This is a genomic window from Sphaerisporangium sp. NPDC005289 (assembly GCF_040607455.1).
In the GTDB taxonomy this organism is placed as follows: Bacteria; Actinomycetota; Actinomycetes; order Streptosporangiales; family Streptosporangiaceae; genus Sphaerisporangium; species Sphaerisporangium rhizosphaerae.
This window is the reverse complement of the sequence record NZ_JBEXGS010000002.1, coordinates 669,093-688,531: the sequence shown is the minus strand read 5'-3', so window position 1 is coordinate 688,531 and position 19,439 is coordinate 669,093. Positions and strand designations below refer to the sequence as shown.

The 19,439-nt window shown below is 71.2% G+C and carries 11 protein-coding genes; 4 read left to right on the top strand and 7 right to left on the bottom strand.

Going from position 1 to position 19,439, the window contains the following annotated elements; genetic code table 11:
• Positions 1–92: 92 nt before the first annotated feature.
• Complete coding sequence (locus ABZT47_RS05660) at positions 93–1,829, bottom strand: ABC transporter ATP-binding protein (protein WP_354836584.1); 1,737 nt, start codon at positions 1,827–1,829, stop codon at positions 93–95.
• A gap of 861 nt (positions 1,830–2,690) precedes the next feature.
• Here ABZT47_RS05660 and ABZT47_RS05655 point away from each other — a divergent pair.
• On the top strand, positions 2,691–4,256 hold the full coding sequence (locus tag ABZT47_RS05655) for an alpha-L-arabinofuranosidase B (protein ID WP_354836538.1): 1,566 nt from the start codon (positions 2,691–2,693) through the stop codon (positions 4,254–4,256).
• A 123-nt stretch (positions 4,257–4,379) separates the two neighbouring features.
• On the opposite strand, the gene ABZT47_RS05650 is transcribed toward ABZT47_RS05655, so the two are convergent.
• From ABZT47_RS05650 to ABZT47_RS05635, 4 genes are all read right to left on the bottom strand, one after another.
• Positions 4,380–4,895: a hypothetical protein gene (locus ABZT47_RS05650; RefSeq protein ID WP_354836536.1), complete on the bottom strand. Its 516-nt coding sequence runs from the start codon at positions 4,893–4,895 to the stop codon at positions 4,380–4,382.
• Between the two features lie 240 nt (positions 4,896–5,135).
• The gene (locus tag ABZT47_RS05645; protein ID WP_354836534.1) at positions 5,136–6,053 is read right to left on the bottom strand and encodes a hypothetical protein; all 918 of its coding nucleotides are present in this window, start codon (positions 6,051–6,053) and stop codon (positions 5,136–5,138) included.
• Positions 6,054–6,076: 23 nt separating this feature from the next.
• Entirely contained in the window at positions 6,077–6,598 is a 522-nt protein-coding gene (locus ABZT47_RS05640) for a SigE family RNA polymerase sigma factor (protein ID WP_354836532.1), read from the bottom strand.
• A gap of 239 nt (positions 6,599–6,837) precedes the next feature.
• Positions 6,838–8,760, bottom strand: coding sequence for a Xaa-Pro dipeptidyl-peptidase (locus ABZT47_RS05635; protein WP_354836530.1), 1,923 nt, complete (start codon positions 8,758–8,760; stop codon positions 6,838–6,840).
• A 292-nt stretch (positions 8,761–9,052) separates the two neighbouring features.
• Between ABZT47_RS05635 and ABZT47_RS05630 the strand changes: the two genes are divergently transcribed.
• Positions 9,053–12,229 (top strand): amidohydrolase family protein, encoded by a 3,177-nt coding sequence (locus tag ABZT47_RS05630; protein ID WP_354836528.1) that lies wholly within the window; start codon positions 9,053–9,055, stop codon positions 12,227–12,229.
• Positions 12,230–12,581: 352 nt separating this feature from the next.
• Positions 12,582–13,955, top strand: a complete 1,374-nt coding sequence (locus ABZT47_RS05625) for a hypothetical protein (protein WP_354836526.1) — start codon at positions 12,582–12,584, stop codon at positions 13,953–13,955.
• A 194-nt stretch (positions 13,956–14,149) separates the two neighbouring features.
• On the opposite strand, the gene ABZT47_RS05620 is transcribed toward ABZT47_RS05625, so the two are convergent.
• Entirely contained in the window at positions 14,150–14,695 is a 546-nt protein-coding gene (locus tag ABZT47_RS05620; protein WP_354836582.1) for a cupin domain-containing protein, read from the bottom strand.
• A gap of 261 nt (positions 14,696–14,956) precedes the next feature.
• Here ABZT47_RS05620 and ABZT47_RS05615 point away from each other — a divergent pair, with 261 nt between their 5' ends.
• Positions 14,957–15,613 carry an AAA family ATPase gene (locus ABZT47_RS05615; RefSeq protein ID WP_354836524.1) on the top strand — a complete coding sequence of 219 codons (657 nt, stop codon included), beginning with the start codon at positions 14,957–14,959 and terminating at the stop codon, positions 15,611–15,613.
• 149 nt (positions 15,614–15,762) lie between these two features.
• On the opposite strand, the gene ABZT47_RS05610 is transcribed toward ABZT47_RS05615, so the two are convergent.
• Complete coding sequence (locus ABZT47_RS05610; RefSeq protein WP_354836522.1) at positions 15,763–19,287, bottom strand: S8 family serine peptidase; 3,525 nt, start codon at positions 19,285–19,287, stop codon at positions 15,763–15,765.
• Positions 19,288–19,439 lie beyond the last annotated feature (152 nt).

The following is a 19,439-nucleotide window of genomic DNA, read 5'->3' as shown; positions in this document are numbered from 1 at the left end:
GCCACTGCGCACCCGGGGACGGTGCGGAGTGGCCGCCCCCCGCTCCTGCGTCGGCGGTGTGGAGGTACGGCCCCCGCGCGCCACGCCTCGCGTCAGCGGTGGACGGCGTCCGAGGGCTCCTCCTCGGCCAGGAAGCCGCCGGACTGGTGGTGCCACAGGCTGGCGTACGGCCCCTGGGCCTGGAGGAGCTCGCGGTGGTCGCCCTGTTCCACCACGCGGCCCTGGTCGAGGACGATGAGCCGGTCCATGCGGACCACGGTGCTCAGCCGGTGGGCGACCACCAGGGCGGTGCGGTCGCGCATGAGGTCCCACAGGGCCTCCTGGACGAGGATCTCGCTCTCGGAGTCCAGCGCGCTGGTGGCCTCGTCCAGCAGCAGGATCGGCGCGTCGCGCAGGATCGCGCGGGCGAGCGCGACGCGCTGCCGCTGGCCGCCGGAGAGCTTGACGCCCCGCTCGCCGACCAGGGTGTCGAAGCCGTCCGGCAGGGCCTCGGCGAACTCCGTGACGTGCGCCGCCCGCGCGGCCCGCTGGATCTCGGCCTCGGTCGCGTCCGGCCGGGCGAAGGCGATGTTGTCGCGCAGCGACCGGTGGAACATCGCGGGCTCCTGCGGGACATAGGCGATCAGGCCGCGCAGGTCGGCCTGGCGGAGCCGGCTGATGTCCTGGCCGCCGATCAGGATGCGGCCGCCCTCGATGTCCACCAGGCGGAGCAGCAGCCGGGTGAGCGTGGTCTTGCCGCCGCCCGAGCGGCCGACCAGGCCGATCTTGGTGCCGCTGGGGATGTGCAGGTCGAGGCCGTCGAACAGCAGGGGATTGCCGGCGTGGGCGAACACCACCCGCTCGAACCGGACACTCGCGTCGGCTGGGCGCAGAGGCTGCGGGTCGTCGGGGTCGACCACGCCCGGCGGCGTGAGCAGGAGCTCGGTGAACTGGGCGGACTCGGTGAGCACGCTCTCCATGCGCCGGTAGATCTGGTTGAACTCGAACATGAGGCTGATGGAGTTGGAGTAGTAGCTGAAGGTCACCACGACCGCCTCCACGCCCAGGCCGCCGCGCAGGGCGACGGCGAGGAGCAGGCCGACGGTGCTGGTGAGCACCGACAGCGGCGCCACGACGGTGTCCACTCGCAGGTTGCCGTAGTCCCAAGAACGGAGCGACAGCCTGCGCTGCTCGGCGACCCGGGCCCGGTGCTCCGCGGCCTCGCGGCGCTCGGCGGCGAACGCGCGCACGGTCTCCATGTTGGCCAGCACGTCGGCGACGTGCCCGGACACCCGCACCTTGGCGGCCTCGCGCTGGTCCACCAGTCTCTGGCGACGGCCGATGAGCGGGGCGACGACGAAGCCGGTGAAGAGGATGAGGCCGAGCAGCACGAAGACCAGCAGGGGGTGGTACCGCCACAGCACCACCGAGGCGAACGCCAGCGGCACCACCTTTGCGACGATCGAGAAGGCCAGAGTGTCGGCGAAGCCCTCGAACCCGCCGGAGAAGCTCAGCACCCGTTTGGTGAGCGAGCCGGCGAAGTTGTCGTGGAAGAACGTGGAGTCCTTGGCCAGCAGCTCGTCCATGCCGATCACGCCGAGCCGCTCGATGCCCCGGGCGTCGGTGCGGTTCAGGAAGTGCAGGCCCACCCGCCACAGCACCTCGCCCAGCAGGAGCAGCGCGCCGAAGCCGAGCACGTACGGCACGAGCACGCCGATGGTGCCGTCCCCGCCGCCCTCGGCCAGGCGTCCCACGATGCCGGCCACCGCGAGCGGCGCCAGGTAGAACAGGCTCACGTTGCCCAGTGCCGGCAGGACCAACGCGGGGACCGCGATCTTCCACTGAGTCATCAACTGCCCGCTGTAGTACCGAAGAACCAGCAGAACGGCCGACCTTCGGGTGGACGGTTCTTCTCCGGGGGATTTGAACGCTCCGAGCACAGCCGCCAGCCCTTCTGAATAAGCACCGCCTGAGGCCATGCTGACGCAGGATGGGCGGCCGGGGCGAATGGATTTTCCCGGATCGGCGGCCGGGAAGAAGGAAGATGCCCAGTTCATGGCGGTGCGTCAGCGAGTGGCCGTCCCGCCGGATCGGGGGTGGATTATTGGCCTATATGGATTTATGTGGGCGCCTCTGTGGCCGGCCCGGCTTGACAGGCCAGGCTTGACCGGGCCGGCCGGCAAAGGGTTCGCGTGGCGCCCGGCGACACAGGAGGGGGTGAGGCCCCCGCCCGGACCGCCCGGAGCCTTCCGGTGATCATCCGTCGGTGGTCGATACGGCCGGTCGGTCAGAGCCGGTCACGTGACCGCCGCGACCTCATCGCCTTCCACGCGGTCCGCCCACGCAGGCCGCCCGAGAGCCGGCCCGGCCGTCCGGGCCCTGCCTCGCGGAACGAGGCCCGAAGATCGACCTACGGGTCCCTTGGGGCGTGAAACTCATTTCATAACTCCGGTGAAACCTTGACGTAACTGACGGCGCCGGTTCATAGTGAGCCGGTCACCCCCATATGCACCACATCTCCGGAGGCCGTATAACCCGCAGGGATGTTAGCGCTAACAAAACACCCCCCATTCTATCCCTGTCGCGATGCCGCAGGTCAACGGGCATATCGTCCCGCGTATGGTCCCGCGGTGACCGCTCACGCCTTTCGGCCGGCGTCCTTGCCCGAAATCTCCGGCATTCGCGGCCCAAGGAAACGCAGAGGTACGAACATGGTCGTCCGGTCCGGATTCCGGCATCTCAAAAAGGCACTGCTGTCCGCGGGCGCGGTGGTCGCGCTCGCCGCCGGCCTGCTGTCCGGCGTCTCCGCGCCGTCGCAGGCCGCCACCTCGCAGGCGTGTGACATCTACGCCGCGGGCGGCACGCCGTGCGTGGCGGCGCACAGCACGACCCGCGCCCTGTACGGCGCCTACAACGGCCCGCTGTACCAGGTGCGCCGCACGTCCGACAACGCCACCCGGGACATCGGCGTGCTCAGCGCGGGCGGGGTCGCCGACGCCGCCGCGCAGGATTCGTTCTGCGCCAATGCGACGTGCCTCATCAGCGTCATCTACGACCAGTCGGGTCGTAACAACCGGCTGACCCAGGCGCCTCCCGGCGGGTTCTCCGGCCCGGCCGCGGGCGGGTACGACAACCTGGCGAACGCGACGGCGGCGCCGGTCATGGTGGGCGGGCACAAGGCCTACGGCGTGTACGTGGCCCCGGGCACCGGCTACCGCAACAACAACACCAACGGTGTGGCCAAGGGGGACCAGCCGGAGGGCATGTACGCCATCTTCGACGGCACGCACTACAACGGTGGTTGCTGTTTCGACTACGGCAACGCCGAGACCAACAGCCGCGACAACGGCAACGGCACGATGGAGGCCATCTACTTCGGCAACATCAAGGTGTGGGGCTACGGCGCGGGCAACGGGCCGTGGATCATGGCCGACCTGGAGAACGGCCTGTTCTCCGGGGTGAACCAGCACTACAACGCCGGTGACCCCAGCATCAGCCACCGGTTCCTGACGGCGATCGTCAAGGGCGAGCCCAACCACTGGGCCATCCGCGGCGGCAACGCCCAGTCGGGAAGCCTTTCCACCTTCTACAACGGGGTGCGGCCGAACGTGTCGGGCTACAACCCGATGAAGAAGGAAGGGGCCATCATCCTGGGCATCGGCGGCGACAACAGCGTCGGCGCCCGCGGCACCTTCTACGAAGGCGTGATGACCTCCGGCTATCCCTCCGACGCCACCGAGAACGCCGTGCAGGCGAGCATCGTCGCGGCCGGGTACTCGACCTCCGGCGGCGGCATCCCGGGCGGAACGCTCACCCCCGGCTCGTCGATCTCGCTGCGCGCGACGACCTCCGGCTACACCGACCGCTACATCCGCCACCAGAACGACCAGGTCGTCACCTCGGTGATCAACTCTTCCAGCTCGTCTCTGGACAAGAGCGACGCCACCTGGATCGTGCGGGCCGGCCTGGCCAGTGGCTCGTGCGTGTCGTTCGAGTCCAGGAACTACCCCGGCGACTTCCTGCGGCACTACAACTACCAGCTCTACCGTCAGCACAACGACGGCAGCTCGCAGTTCGCCGCCGACGCCACCTTCTGCCCGCAGACCGGAAAGAGCGGCCAGGGCACGTCCTTCGCCTCCTACAACTACTCCACCCGCTTCCTGCGGCATTACAACAACACCGTCTACATCGCCGGCAACGGAGGCTCCAACACCTTCGACAACGCCACGGCATGGGCCGCCGACGTGAGCTGGAGCGTCGACCAGCCCTGGGGATAGACCCCCGCGCGTCCGAGCGGAGCCGTCCCGTCGCACGGGGACGGCTCCGCGTCTTGTGGAGGCCTCCGCGTCCTGTGGAGGCGCGACACAGCAGGGCGCGGCAGGGTGGCGCCGGGGCCGCCGTCAGCTGTTGCGGACGTTGTAGGTGACCCGGGCCCAGTCCCTACTCTCTCCTTCTCTGAAGTTCCAGACTTTGATGCTGTACTGGGTCGACTGGCCGGCCCAGAGGTAGAACTGGTAGGCCACGCTGTGGGACAGCTCCTTGGTGTCGGAGGTGGCGCCCTCGTAGAAGTCGACGCGCCCGGTGGTGAGGACGTTGCCGTTGGAGACGATCTTGTGGGTGGCGAACACCTCGGTGCGGATCTCGCCGCCGCACTTGGCGTAGGGGCGGTAGCTCACCGAGCCGGTGTCGGGGACGAACCGCGAAAGCCGGATCGTCGTGCGGCAGTGCTCGTCGTCGGCCCAGAACCCGGGCTCGTAGTCGTTGGTCTCGATCGTCAGCGTGCCGGTGATGCTCCGGGCCAGGCCGCCCGCGGACGCTGCGCCGGCCGCCGGGGCCACGCCCAGGACGAGCAGCGACAGCAGTGCGGCGGTCGAAGCGATCTTCCGTCCGGCATGATCGCGCAGGATGGTGCTCATGGCGTCTCGCTCCCGGGTCGAGGCGGGCGTTCTCTGACGCTCCAGTGATAAGGGGCACCGGTTGCGAGGCGCTTGAGGGCCGTTTGCGCGCGGCCTGCCGACGACGCCGCCCGCTACGACCAGCCCGTCCGGCGCGGGACGGGCCCCGGAGAAGCGCTCCGGGCCGGAGCGGACACCGCTCCGGCCCGGGTCATGCGATGGCGCCGTCATGGGATGGCGCCGGTTCCGCGATGGTGCCGGTCAGGGCTTCTTGGCGGACGGCTCCTCGCTCGGCTTCTGCCCCGGGTCCACCGGCTTGTCGTCCGGCTTGCCGGGGTCGCCGGGCTTGCGGGTCGGGTCGCCCGGCTTGCCGGTCGGCTTGTCGTCCGGATCGGGCCCCGGCTTCTGCTCCACCTGGTCGGCGGGCGGTGCCGTGACCGTCACCGGAGTGCCGAAGTCGGCGAAGTCGATGACGTCACGCTGGCCGTTGTCGCTGAAGGTGACCTCCAGCCGCCGGACCCGTCCCTGGTCGTCCACCTCCACCGAGCCGGTGGCGTCGAACGACTCCTTGGAAGCGCCGGCAGGGCCGGTCCACTTCTGGTCCTTCAGCGAGAAGGTGAACCGCCGGCCGGTCCAGCCGGTTCCCGAGGCCGTGCCGTCCTCGTGGACGTCGGTGGCCGACCGGAGCTTCTGCAGGGCGGCCTGGGGGTCCTGGGGGGCGAGCTTGACCAGGGCGGTGGCCGCCGGCGCGCCCTTCTCCTGCCCCTGGTCGCGCGGGTAGAGGTGCCATTTCGCCGCGCCGGCCTCTCTGATGTACATCCGGTCGCCGATGAAGATGGTGTCGGTCCCGCCGCCACTTCTCCCGTTGACGACGCCGACGCGCCGGACCGGGTCGAAGGCGCCGTCGAACGCCTTGGCGCCGGAATCGCCGTGGATGCGGTAGCTCTCCTTGCTGGTGTTGTCCACCGCGGCGGCCACCTGGGCCTGTGCCGAGGGCTGGCCGCCGAGCAGCACCAGCACGGTCGTGCCGACCGTGGCGGCGACACCGGCCGTGGCGATCACCGGCACCAGGGACCGGGCCCGCCGGGGTGCGCGGGTCGTCACCGGCATGAGGTCGATGCCCGCGGGCCGATCCTCGGTCGCCCTGACGAGCAGGGTGCGGAGTTCACTCTCGTTCATGGAAGGCTCCTGTCGTTGGTGGTTCACCGGACTCCACTCCCTTCCTGCTCGGGTTGGTTGACAGCCGTCTCGGGTGAGATCAGCAGGCGCATCGCTCGCAGGCCGCGATGCGTGTGGGACTTGACCGTGCCCGTGGAGCAGCCCATCAGGTCGGCGACCTCCGCTTCGGGCAGGTCGACGAAGAAGCGCAGCACCAGGGCCGTGCGCTGCCTGACGGGCAGCTTCGCCAGCGCCTTGCGGACGTCCTCGGCCACCGCCCGGGCATCCGCCACATCGCCCGAGCCGGCCGCTTCCGGCAGGTCGGGACGGGGGACCTCCCGCCGCCACCGGGCGCGCCACCACGAGCGGTGGGTGTTGACCAGGATGCGGCGCAGGTAGGCGTCGGGTTCGCTGCTGGTGTCCAGCCGGTCCCATACCCGGTACAACTTGCCGAGGCAGGACTGCACCAGATCCTCGGCGGTGTGCCAGTCCCCGGTGAGCAGGACGGCCGTTCTCAGGTGATGGTCTCCCCGGCGCCGTACGAAATCCGCGAAATCGGCATCCACCCGGTCTCCTCTCGTCGCTGAAAGCCACCCCTGACACGCCCCGGGCGCCACCCCTGGTTGACCGGGATCACCCGGAATCTTCGGCGGCCTCAGGTGCGCGGACGAGCGGGGGAGCGCGAGAGCGGCGTACCGGAGGACGCGTACGCCGGAGGCCGGTCGGCTCTGTTCTCCGGGTGTCCGGTGCCGCCTCCGCGCGGCGGGGCCGTCCGGGTGGCGCGCCCCGCCGGGTGGAGGCGGGGTCAGCCGGTGACCGGGATGAGGGCGTTCGTCCCTCCCACCAGCGGCAGCGTGACCGTGCTCTTGGTGGGGTCGAGGGTCAGGGTCGCGCCGGGGGCGGGACGGATGGTGTGGTCGTGGTCGCTGGACAGCAGCACCAGGCCGATCCGGTGGCCGGCCGGGAACACATAGTCGTGCGGCTGCATGTCGAAGCGCAGGCGGTACGGGGTGCCGGGCCTGACCGGGTCGGACCTCCAGAGCGACCGGCGGTTCTGCGGGTCGGCCCAGCCCCGGGTGACGATCTTCGCCTTGCCGCTCGGGTCGTGGTCGACCAGCAGCGCCGTGAGGTTGGCGGCGGGCCGGCCGAAGGACATCCGCAGCGACAGCTCCGGGGTGCCACTGAGCCGCACCGCGCCGGCCAGTGGGCCGGACCTGTAGGCCAGGCGGTTCGCGGAGGCCGCCGCGTCGGCCAGTGCCTGCGCCGGCTGTGACGCGTCGTCGACGAAGGTCTCGGTCACCGGCGCGCCCTGGCGGGTCCGGCCGGGGGTGAGCACGCCCGCGGCCCCGCCGACGCCCGGCGCCAGGTGCAGGCGGACGCCGGCCGCGGCCGGGTCGGGCCACTCGGCGTACTGCACCAGGCTGCGGTCCTCACGCTGGACCAGCGCCCGCGGGTCGTTCTCCACGCCGTTGCGGTGGTCCCACAGGTAGCGGGTGAACCAGCGGTTCAGCACGTCGAGGCCGGGGGAGCCGCCGTGGCCGCCCTGGTGCAGGTAGATCTTGTGCGGCACGTGACGCGCCTTGAGCGCCTCGTACCACCGCGCGGCCTGCTTGGTCTTGACGTTCCAGTCGTTGAGCCCGTGCGCGACCAGGACGGCGGCGTGGACGCGGCGGACGTCGTTCACGTAGTCGCGCTCGTCCCAGAAGCGGTTGTAGTCGCCGGTCACCCGGTCCTGCGCCTTCGCGAGCCTGTCGATGACGCTCCGGCAGACCGCCCGGTCGGCGCGGGTGTAGACGTACTCGGCGAGCACGTCGGTGTCCTCGCCCTGGTAGCCGCCGGGGGCGACGACGGCGCCGTTGGCGCGGTAGTAGTCGTACCAGCTCGAGATCGCCGAGATCGGCACGATGGCCTCCAGCCCCTTGACGCCCGTGCTCGCGACGGCGTTGGGCAGGGTGCCGTTGTAGGAGGTGCCGATCATGCCGACCCTGCCGGTGGTCCAGGTGGCCCGCACCTGCGCGCCCGTGGCGTCGTAGGCCTTCGCCCGGCCGTTGAGCCAGTCGACGACGGAGGCGGCGCCGATGGTCTCGTCGCGGCCGCCGACGGTCGGGCACCCGTCGGATCCACCGCTGCCCAGCGACTCGGCGTGGACGACGGCGAAACCGCGCGGCAGCCAGTTGGCCTCGTGGCTGGTGCTGATGGCCGGTCCGGGGCCGGTGCCGTCGATGCTCCTGGCGTTCCCGGCCCCGTCGGCGTCGGCGGCGGCCGGCCGCTCGTCGGTCCGCGGGTCCAGCACCTGGCCGTCCCGGTCGTCCTGGCCTGGGCGCCGTGCCTCGTACAGCTCGTGGTCGACGTCGTGGTTGCCGATCGGGTTGCCGCCGGCGTAGTACGGGCTGGCCTCGTACACGACGGGCGACCTCAGCCCGGCCGTCTCGGTCTCCCGGAGCCGGGTGACCTCGGCGTGCACCCGGTCCCTGCGCCCGTCGCCGTCGCTGTCGACCGTCGTCTCGACCCACACCTCCTGGCGGATCCAGTCGTCGGGGTCGGCGGAGAACACCGGCTGGGCGAGGCCGTCCTGGAAGACCGGCCCGACGGCGGCGTCCGGGGACGCGGCAGCCGGGTCGACGGCGACCCCCGCGAGGGTCGTGGCGACGGCGAGGCCGAGCGCCGCGGCGCCGTGGCGTGCCGGTGCGGGACGACGGACGCCGGTCGGTGCCACAGGGCCTGTCACCGGGCAGGGCATTGACATCGGCGAACCTTCCGTGACGCTGAGAGGTCCGAGACCGCGGCCGCGGTGCCGAACGGAGTTCAAGGGACCACGAAGGCGGCCCGCTCGATGTTATGGGGACGAAGTTCCGAATGTCGCTAGATGGGCTTTATTTCTTTATTGTGGCATTTGCGGGGTACGTAGGGCTTTTGACGAATTAGTGGTGTCTGTCGTTAGTGCTGGTCGGCGGTCCGGGGCGCCGCCGGTCGGCTCGATGTCACCTTCCGGTCAGCGCTCCGGCGCGCATACTGTCGTAATGTCCCCCACACCAGCCTCCCCCGACCCATCCGTCCTCCCCACCGGTTCACCGTTCCGCCCGTCCCGCCGGGCGGTGCTGGCCGGCGCCGGAGGCGCTCTGGCCGCCACGCTGGTCCCCTCCCTCCCCGCGCGCGCCGAGACCACGGGCGACGGCCGCGACGGCCGCACCCCGGTCGCGTCCGGCACCGACTTCGCCGTCGCCGTCTCACCCGACGGTCGCACGCTCGCCCTGGACATGCTCGGCGTCCTGTGGGTCTGCTCGGCCTCCGGCGGCACCGCGCGCCGGCTCACCAGCGACCTGTACGACATAGCCCAGCCCGACTGGTCGCCCGACGGGTCCACCATCGTGTTCCAGTCCTACCGCGACGCCGTCTTCGACCTGTGGACGATCCGCCCCGACGGGTCGGCGATCAGGCGGCTCACCACCGGGCCCTTCGACCACCGCGAGCCCCGCTACAGCCCGGACGGGCGCACCATCGCCTACTCCAGCGACGCCGGCGGCGGCTACGGCGTCCACCTGTTCGACGTCGCCACCGGCGCGACGCGCGTCCTGGCCGACACCTCCGCCGAGGAGTACGAACCGGCCTGGTCGCCCGACGGGAGCCGCGTCGCGTTCGTCGTCGCCGACACCAGGATCGACGTCGTGGAGGTGGCCACCGGCGCCCGCCGCACCGCGGTCACCGTCCCGGCCGGCCAGGTCATCCATCAGCCGTCCTTCCTGCCGAACGGGACCGACATCGCCTACCACCTGTTCCACGACGGGGTCAACGAACTGGCCTGCACCGCGGGCACGCTCGTCTCCGGCGAGGAGGTCTTCCCGTTCAGAGCGCGGTTCCTGCGGGACGGGCGCTACTACTACACCTCCGGCGGCGCCGTCCGCACCCGCCGCCTCGGCTCGGCGTCCGCCGGCACGGTCGGCTTCACCGCCGCGCTGACCACGACGACCCCGAGGTACCGCAAGAGCGTCCGCGTGTTCGACGCGCCCGGGAGGTTCCCGGTCGCCGGCATCGGCAGCCCGGCGGTGTCCCCCGACGGCACCGCCATCGCCTTCCGCGCGCTCAACGACATCTACCTGACGCGCGCCGGAGGCAGGCCGTCCCCGCTGTTCGGCGACCGGTGGTGGAAGGCCGACCCCGACTTCTCCCCGGACGGGCGGCGGCTGGCGTTCGTCACCGACCGCACCGGCACGCTCAACATCTGGGTCCGCGACCTCGCGACCGGCGCCGACACGCAGCTCACCCACCTGTCGGACTCGGCCGCCCTGTCGGTCCGGTGGTCACCGGACGGCAAGGAGATCGCCTACCTGGACCAGGACGGCGCCCTGTGGGTCCTGGACGTCGCCGCCGGGGAGGTCCAGAAGGTCTTCGACGCGACCTTCGAGCCGGGCCGGCCGACCTGGTCGCCCGATGGCAGGACGATCGCGCTGGCGGCGGTCGTGCCGTACTCGCGGCGCTACCGTGAGGGCCTGTCCAAGATCCTCCTGGTCGACCGGGCGACGGGCGCCGGCGCCTACGTCGACCCGGCCCCGCACCGGTCCCTGCAGACCCGCGGCGACGACGGCCCCGTCTGGTCGCCGGACGGCACCATGCTGGCCTTCGCCATGGAGTCGGTCGTATGGGTGCTGCCGGTCGACCCGGCCGGACGGCCCACCGGGCCCGCCCGGCAGGTCACCCGGGAGGTGTCGGACGCCCCGGTGTGGGCGGGCGACTCCGCCACCCTGCTCTACCTCAACGGCGGCAGGCTGAAGACGGTCCGCGTCGACGGCGGGCACGTCCGGACCGTCCCCGTCGAGCTGTCCTGGCGCAACGACCCCGGCCCGGACGAGGTCGTCGTGCACGCCGGCCGCATGTGGGACGGCGTCTCCGCCACCGTGGCCCGCGACGTCGACATCATCGTGCGCGGGCAGCGCGTCGTCGCGGTCGAGCCGCACCAGCCGGGACGGCGCGGCACGCTCGTCGACGCCGGCGACAGGTTCGTCATGCCGGGGCTGATCGACATCCACCACCACCGCGAGATGCAGGGGTACGCCTACGGGTCGCGGCAGGGGCCGCTGTGGCTCGCCCTCGGCGTGACGACCACCCGCTCGCCCGGCTCACCCGCCTACCACATGGTCGAGGAGCGCGAGTCGGTCCAGTCGGGCGCCCGGCTCGCACCGCGCTACATCGCCACCGGCGAGGCCATCGACGGGCCGCGCGTCTACTACAACTTCATGCGCCCGACCTACTCCCACCAGCAGCTGAGACTCGAGCTGGAAAGGGCCGAGGACCTCGGCTACGACCTGATGAAGTGCTACGTGCGGCTGCCCGTCGTCTGGCACAAGGAGGTCATCGAGTGGGCCCACCGCAGGGGCAAGCCGGTCACCTCCCACTACCACTACCCGGCGATCGCGATGGGCGGAGACGGCACCGAGCACGTCGGCGCGACCAACAGGTTCGGCTACTCGCGCACGGTCACCAACGTCGGCTCCGCCTACTCCGACGTCATCGCCATGTTCAACGCCTCGAAGATGGCCAGGACCCCGACCCTGTTCGGCTCCGCGACCCTCTACAAGGAGGACACCTCGCTGGTCACCGACGAGCGGGTCCGCCGGCTTTACCCGAACTGGCGGATGGCCAAGCTCGAGGCGAGCGTCACCACCGCGCGGACGACCGACCAGACGGCCAACCGGGCCAACCTCGCCAACCAGGTCGCGCAGCTGGTGGCGATGGTCCGCGGCGGCGGCGTCGTCACCGCCGGGACCGACGCGCCGATCGACCACCTCGCGGTCAGCCTGCACATGAACCTGCGGGCCATGGTGAAGTACGGCCTGACCCCGCGGGAGACGCTGATCACCGCGACGAGCACGTCCGGCGCCTACCTCGGGCTGCCGCTGGGCAGGATCGGCAAGGGCATGTACGCCGACCTGGCCATCGTCGACGGCGACCCGCTGACGCGCATCGAGGACGCCGCGAACGTCGTCGCCGTCGTCGTCGGCGGCAGGCACCACACGGTCGAGGGGCTACTGGCGCCCTACCCGTCCTCCACGACCACCGACCAGGCCGGGCCGCCCGCCGCCCTGGCGGCCCGCGGCAAGGTCAGGGCCCGTGTCCCCGTCCACCCGAGCGCCGCGGCCTTCTGGTGGAACGACCCGGCGGAACTGGAGAAGGCCCGCGTCTCCTGCGACCACGACCACTAGCCGTCCCTGGTTCGTTTGCTCCCGGGCGACCGGGAGCAAACGAACGATCAGGGATGAACGGGGGCGCTAGCTGACGTTGGCCGCGGTCGGGCATGGATATCCCAATGAGTGCACAGGACGCTAATCTGCCGATCATCGCAAATAGGGGCCCAATAGCATGGTCCACGGCTATTTTCGGGGAATGGGTGATGCGACGGATGAATAGCACTTTCCTGCGATGGACGGGCTGAGACGGGGTCACTCTAGGCGCGGGATTATCGATAAATTGTGACAAGACTCACGCCGTTCACTTTTTCGCCATAAGTCGTGATTAGTCTTCCCGTGCACGCATTACCCACGGGAGGAGCCCCTTTTGTCGTCGAAGCTTTATCGCTTCGCCTCGGCCGCGGTGGCGGCAGGTCTCATCGTCCTGACGATGACGAGCCCGGCGCACGCCACCTTCAACCCCATCGGGACCGAGCCCGTCGCGCCCTACGCCCAGCCGGTGGACGCCAGCGTCCCCCAGCGCGGGTGCACCACGACGCCGGCGGACCCCAAGAACACGACCTCCGCCGCTCCCGCGGTCCAGGTGATCTACGCCTGGCACGACGGCAACGGCAACAACTACGAGTCCTACGTCGAGCGCATCGCCAAGATCGTCGACAGGATGGACTGGCTGCTCGACGAGTCCACCGACTACGACCAGCACGTCAAGCTGAGCTGCCGCAGCGGCTACAACACCGGCACCTCCTCCGGATACGCCCACGCGCTCGTGGTGCCGGAGAAGATCGAGAACGCCGTCATCGCCGGTGAGACCCCGCCCGACGTCATCGCCGACGACCTGTTCGCGGCCGGTTACGACAACGCCAACCGCAAGTACCTGGTGTTCGAGGACTTCGACGGCACGGCGACCGCCCACTGCGGCGACGTCTGCGTGGCGACCGCCGACGAATGGGACAGCGGCACCCTGATGCACGAGCTGATCCACCTGTACGACGTGGACCACGCGAAGGTCAGCGAGGTGCCGAACACCTTCTCGATCAACGACATCATGATCAGCCAGTACAACGACTGGCAGATCGACCAGGAGTTCAACACCTACTACGACCCGAGCGAGACCTCGGCGACCTTCTACACCTCCAGCTATCCCGACACCCGCAAGGTCAACCTCGCCGCCTACTCGATGTTCACCACGCCGACCTGCTGCGACGTGGGGTACAGCAACGACCTGCTGACCGCGCAGGAACGCACGATCGAGGCGGACGCCCCGTACGGCAACCCCACGGGCTTCACCGTGTCCGGCGGCGGCTGGATGCAGGAGACCCCGCCGGGACCCGACGGGCAGACCTCGGCGCGGTACTACGACGGCCGGCGGTCGCTGACCATGAACGTGCAGTCGTACGCCGAGGGCGCGGTGTCGGTCACCCGCAAACCGGCGGTGACCGCGGGGCAGCGGTACAAGTTCTTCGCCCGCCTGACCACCGGCACCTCCGGCAACGTCAAGCTGCGGCTGTCCTGGTACAACTCCTCCAGCGGCCTCATCTCGACCTCCGACAGCTCGACCTACTCCCTGACGTCCGGCTGGCAGGAGTACGCGGTGTCGGCGATCGCGCCGACCGGCGCGGCCACCGTGCAGTTGTCGGTGGTGAGCCCGGCGGGGCAGACCTTCGCCTACCTGCTCGACAGCCTGCAACTCAACCGCTGCGACAACGGCAGGACCACCGACGGCTGCCGCCTGAACGGCTGATCGTCACGCGGTTCCCAGCGCCTCCGGCCGGCGGGTCCCCCGCCGGCCGGAGCGCCCGTGCGCGCTGACGGCGCAGACCCGGCGCCCGCCGTCCGCGTCCGCTCGTAACACCTGCCAGAACGCCCGTCCGGGCGTCCATCCGCACCACGGGGGCACGCGCCTCGACGGGGTGAGCCGTCGCGGCCGTCCCGCGGTCAGGTGGACGTCCGGACCGGGCCGGTCCACTTCAGCTCGGGCAGGTTGACCACGATCGCCTCCTGCGTACTGCGCGCGATGACCACGACCGCCTCCACCTCGGGGTCGGGGTTCTCCTCCCGGTGCGGCACGAACGGCGGCACGAAGATGTAGTCGCCGGGCGCGGCGTCGATCCGCACCTCGTGCGGCTCGCCGCCCTCCACGTCGAGGAACACGAACGACGGGGTGCCGCTGACCACGTAGATCGCGGTCTCGGAGTCGCCGTGGTGATGGGCGGCGGACACCGTGGCCGGGGCCACGTGCGTCTGGCCCATCCACAGGCGCCTGGACCCGACGCTCGCGCCGCTGATGGCGGCCCGCCGCAGCATCCCGCCGGTCTGCGAGGTGTCGCCCGTCATCTCCGCCGGGGCCACATGGTGCAGCCGGCGATGAAACGGGTCCTCGGGAAGCTCGACGCTCACGTGTGTCTCCTTGGGCTGGCTGGGGCAGAACCGGTAGCGCGGCACCCGGCCGGCGTTCTTCCAGGAGGGCACCAGACCGATCATGGCCACCGGCGGCCGGTAGTACAAAGGGGCGTGCCTACGAACGCACAGGCGTCGCCGGAGAATGGGGACGCGGCCGTGGCCGTCCGGCAGCCGCAGGTACGGCTCCAGGGGCGCGGTGTGTCAGCGGCGCCCAGGGGGCCGGGTCAGGCCAGGGGTGAAACTCCCGGCGCGGCTCGCGCGTTGGTCAGGGCAACGGGCCCTTGGGGCCGGTGCTCTCCGCCCGCTTCCCGTCGGGCTCTCGATCGGAAGGACGAGAGGTCGATGATCCCTGAGCAGAGCGGCCGCCGGCCGCGGGAGGAGTCGCGCCGGGCCCCCGGCGTGGTCCGGGCCGAGCGGCTGCGCTACCCGGCCCGGTCGCTGGTGCTGCTGGCCGGGCTGCCGGGCGCCGGCAAGAGCACCCTGCTGGCGCGCCTGTACGACCTGGACGGCGGTGAGACCGGACCGGTGCCGGCGGGGGAGGTGCGGGTGATCGACTCGCGGCAGTCGCGCAACTGGTGGGCGCGATTCCTCGGGCCGGTCCCGCCGCGGGCGCGCACTCCTCTCGTGCACGCCACCCACGTGGTGCGCATCGCGCGGGCGGTGCTGCGCGGGCACTCCGTCGTCGCCCACACCAGGGGCACCTGGCCGCACATCCTGTACGGCTTCGCCTGGCTCGCCCGCCGGCGCGGCGCCGGCACGCACGTCATCCTGCTCGACATCCCGCCGCCGACCGCCCGGGCCGGGCAGTACGCGCGCGGCCGGGTCGTCACCGTCGGCGCCTTCGCCCGGCACTGCCGGCGCTGGCGATCGCTGGTCGAACGCGCCCGCTCCGGCGGGCTGCCCCCCGCCGCCAGCGTCACCCTGCTGGACCGCGAGGCCGCCGACCGGCTCCGCGAGATCCGCTTCGACGGCCCGCCCGCCAGCGGCGCGAGCCGCTGACCCCGGCGCCACCCCGCGCAGGTGAGGGCCGGGCGGGCGTCGTGGTGGCCGGCGGGTCAGTGGACGGCGGGAATGGAGCCGCCGGGCATGGGACCGGCCCGCCGCGACAGCGACGGGCCGGTGGTCGGGGGACGGGGGACGGGCGAGGGTCAGCCGGCCGTCTTGTCGGGGCGTTCGGTGAGGCGGATGGCGCTGACGATCGGATCGCCGGTCCGTGCGACGAAGTTCACGTCGAGCCGTCCGCCGGTGACCTTCACCGTGTACTGCCGGGTCAGCGCGGCGTTCTGGCCGGCCTCGCGGGCGATGTCGAGCGCTTGCGCCGCGACCTCGCCGTCGATGCGGACGTCGAAGACGCGCTGGCCCGGCCGCTTGTTCCGGGTCTCGGCGAAGCCGAGCTCGACGGTGTAGACGCCGTCGGGCACGCCGTCGAACCGGTAGCCGTGCATCCCTTCCCGGGCGCTGGCGAACAGCGCCTGGTCGGTGGTGCCGGAGATCGTGCTCTTCGTCGTGGACGCCTTGCCCTCGCCCACGTGGCCGCTGCCGCCAGGGGCGTACCGCCGGTCGGCCGTCCAGGTGTCGCCCGCGGCGTCGACGGTGCTCTTGTCACCGCCGGCGTCGATGGCGACCCGCAGCTTGGGCACCACGACGGTCACGACGACCGGGAAGGCCGGAGCCCGGCCGCTGGAGGAGCGCACGACCAGCGCGCTGGAGCGGAACTCACCCGGCCGGACGCCGGAGCTGGAGGCGGTGACCTGGAGGGTCACCGATCCGCCCGCCGCGATGCGCCCGCTCGCCGGGGTGACCGTCAGCCAGGTCTGGGCGGGGTCGGACTCGACGGTGTAGGTCGCGTCCGCGCCGGTGTTGGACAGCTCGACGCTGCCCTTCCTGGTGGCGGAGGCGGGCATGACCAGGGTGAGCCGCCCGGTCGAGGCGGTGACCCGGCCGGTGGCGAGCGCGGTGTCGAACGCGCTGCGCGCGCCGGCGGTGACGGTGACCTCCTTGGTGAAGGTGCCGTAGTTCTCCGCTGAGACCTCCAGCTCGTAGTCCCCGGCGGGAACCTGTCCGAGGAAGGTGCCGTCGGCCGCGGTGGTGAAGGAGGCCGCGTCGCCCACCTTCACCGTCGCGCCGGCCAGGGGCTTGCCGTCGTTGGCGTCGGTGACGGTCCCGGCCGCCAGTCCGTGACCCCGAGCGGCGAAGACCAGCGTCTGGTCGTCGCGAACCGCCGCGTCGTCCAGGGAGTACTGCAACGCGTCGGTGCCGTCCCCGTTCTCGATGCCGACCGTGGCCTTCTGACCGGCCTTGTAGGTGTCGTCGATTCCGCTGTAGCGGAACTCGACCGAGCCGTCCTCGCCGAGCAGCGCCTCGAAGGAGATGATCCCGTCGACGCCGAGGAACCGCGCGTTGCGCCATTCGAGGACGAAGGTACGGTTCGGCGCCGTGCCGATGGTCGAGGTGTAGAGCCCGCCCTCGCCCTCGATGATCTGCAGGTCGGCCCAGTACGGGTAGATCGCGGCGTTGGGCCCGTCGGTGGAGGGCAGCGGGCCGTGGGTCGGGAAGGAGTAGCGGTTGGCGTCGAAGCTGACGTAGCCGTTGGTGCTGACGACGCCGCTGGTGTAGGTCTTGCCGTAGAACGGGAAGGCGAAGGGCAGGCCGACCGTCTGGGTCTCGTCGTCCCAGACCAGCGGCTCCAGGTGCGTGCCCTTGACGAACGGCTTGGCGTCGCTCCTGCAGGTGTGCCCGAAGGCGTCACTGCGGACGGTCAGCTCGATGTCCTTGGCCGTGTCACCGGTCACCGTGACGGGCACGGTGGTCTTCTCCGAGCACAGCGAGGTCGGTGCGGCCTTGAGGTCGTAGGTCTTGTGCGGCAGCCGCAGCTCGTAGCGGCCGTTCGCGTCGGTGACCGTGGTGGCCGGGGTGCCGGCCGCGGTCACGGTGGCGCCCGGCTCGGGCTGTCCGACGCTGGTGACCGTTCCCGACACCGTGCTCAGCTCCTGAGCGGTCAGCGTCAGGTCCTGGGTGACGGTCCGGTCGGTGGAGACGGTGACGGTCGCGGTCGCGTCGTCGTAGGTGAACTTCTTCACCGTGAGCTTGTACTCGCCGCTCAGCAGGCGGGGGAGGGTGTAGGTGCCGTCCTGCGCGGTGGGGACGGCGCGGCTCAGCGGGCCCGAGACGCTCACGGTGGCTCCCTCGACGGGAGAGCCGCCCGAGGTGACCCTGCCGGTCAGCGTGCCGAGCTCGCCGGCCGGGGTGGCCTTGACCGCGGCGTAGGCGTCCAGCATGCCCTCGCCCCAGACGAAGTTGTCCTGCGCGGTGCCGCCGCAGCCCTCGTCGTCGACGTCGACCGCCGTGCCGTCGAGCAGCGCGCGCGTGTTGTCCACGTCGTTGCGCAGGAACGGGGAGGCCGACCACATGAGCGCCACCGTCGCGGCGACGTGAGGGCTGGCCATCGAGGTGCCGGACTTCAGGCCGTAGCCGCCGCCGGGCAGCGCGGAGCGGATGTCGACGCCGGGCGCGGAGATGTTCGGCTTGGTCTCGCCGTTCTCGCCGGGGCCCCGGGAGGAGAAGTAGGCGATGTGGCCGCTCGCGTCGAACGCGCCCGCGCTGTAGCTGGCGACGTAGCCGCCGGGCGTGCCGGTGGTGCCGCACGCCGGGCCCGCGTTGCCGTTGGAGAAGGCGGGGAAGATGCCGGCGGCGACCCATGCCGACACCATGTCGGTGTACCAGAGGTCGATGCCCTCGCCGCCCCAGGAGTTGTTGACGATGTCGGGGGCGAGGTCGGGCCGGGGATTCTGGTTGTTCAGGTCGGTGGGCGCGATGATCCACTGCCCGGCGGCGAGCAGGGCGTAGTCGGGGCACCCGCCGACGGTGAAGCACGCCTTCGCGGCGATCCACTTGGCGCCGGGGGCGACGCCGATGGCGTTGGCGCCGCCGTCGTCGCCGACCATGGTGCCCATGGTGTGGGTGCCGTGGCCGCGGTCGTCGCACGGGGCCTTGGAGGGGCAGGCGCCGGCGGGGTCGTACCAGTTGTAGTCGTGGTCGACGGTGCCGTCCGGTCCGGTCCCGCGGTATTGGGAGACCAGCGCGGGGTGGTCCCACTGCACGCCGGTGTCGATGCTGGCGATGGTGACGCCCTCGCCGTGGTCGCCGAGCTCGTTCCACACCTTGGGGGCGTTGATGCGGTCGATGTTCCACTCGACGGAGGCGGTCGTGGCCTTGGCCGTGCCCGGCGCGGGGTCGGGTAGCGGGACGACCTTGGACGGCTCGATCGCCGCCACCTCGGGGAGCTCGGCGATGTCGGCCGCCAAGGCCGCGTCGCCGGTCACCTTGACGGCGTTGACGATCCAGAAGGGGGTGAAGTCGGCGTGCGCGGCCTTCAGCAGTTTGCGCAGGCCCGCCTGGGAGGAGGCGGCGGTCTCGGTCTTGGCGCGGTAGACCTGGCGGCCCTTGTCGGCCTTGGTCTTGGCCGCGCGCGCGGCGCGCAGGTCGGCGCCGTCCTTCAGGCGCACCCAGAAGGTGGCCTTGTCGTCCTTGGACAGGTCGGCCCGGACCACGCGATCGATCTTGTCGGACGCGGGGGCGGCCTGCGTGGCGCTGTACGCCACTGATTGGGGGGCCAGCAGGGCGAGTGCGGTGGTCCCGATCAGGGCCGCTCGCCAGAGGCGGGGGATGGACACACGATCTCCTTCACGGGCCGTGGGGTACCCGTGGGGGACGGAAAAAGGGGTTATAAGGGGATCTTGCACACCCACGTGGAGCATCGTGGTTGGATCGTGGCTTTCACGGCAAGAGTGGGACAAAGCACGTTAAACAAGAATTAACACGCATA

Bases quoted from the DNA above. Each gene is read 5' to 3' on its own strand.
- ABZT47_RS05660 (WP_354836584.1), bottom strand. From the start codon at position 1,829: ATGACTCAGTGGAAGATCGCGGTCCCCGCGTTGGTCCTGCCGGCACTG.
- ABZT47_RS05655 (WP_354836538.1), top strand. From the start codon at position 2,691: ATGGTCGTCCGGTCCGGATTCCGGCATCTCAAAAAGGCACTGCTGTCC.
- ABZT47_RS05650 (WP_354836536.1), bottom strand. From the start codon at position 4,895: ATGAGCACCATCCTGCGCGATCATGCCGGACGGAAGATCGCTTCGACC.
- ABZT47_RS05645 (WP_354836534.1), bottom strand. From the start codon at position 6,053: ATGAACGAGAGTGAACTCCGCACCCTGCTCGTCAGGGCGACCGAGGAT.
- ABZT47_RS05630 (WP_354836528.1), top strand. From the start codon at position 9,053: ATGTCCCCCACACCAGCCTCCCCCGACCCATCCGTCCTCCCCACCGGT.
- ABZT47_RS05620 (WP_354836582.1), bottom strand. From the start codon at position 14,695: ATGATCGGTCTGGTGCCCTCCTGGAAGAACGCCGGCCGGGTGCCGCGC.
- ABZT47_RS05615 (WP_354836524.1), top strand. From the start codon at position 14,957: ATGATCCCTGAGCAGAGCGGCCGCCGGCCGCGGGAGGAGTCGCGCCGG.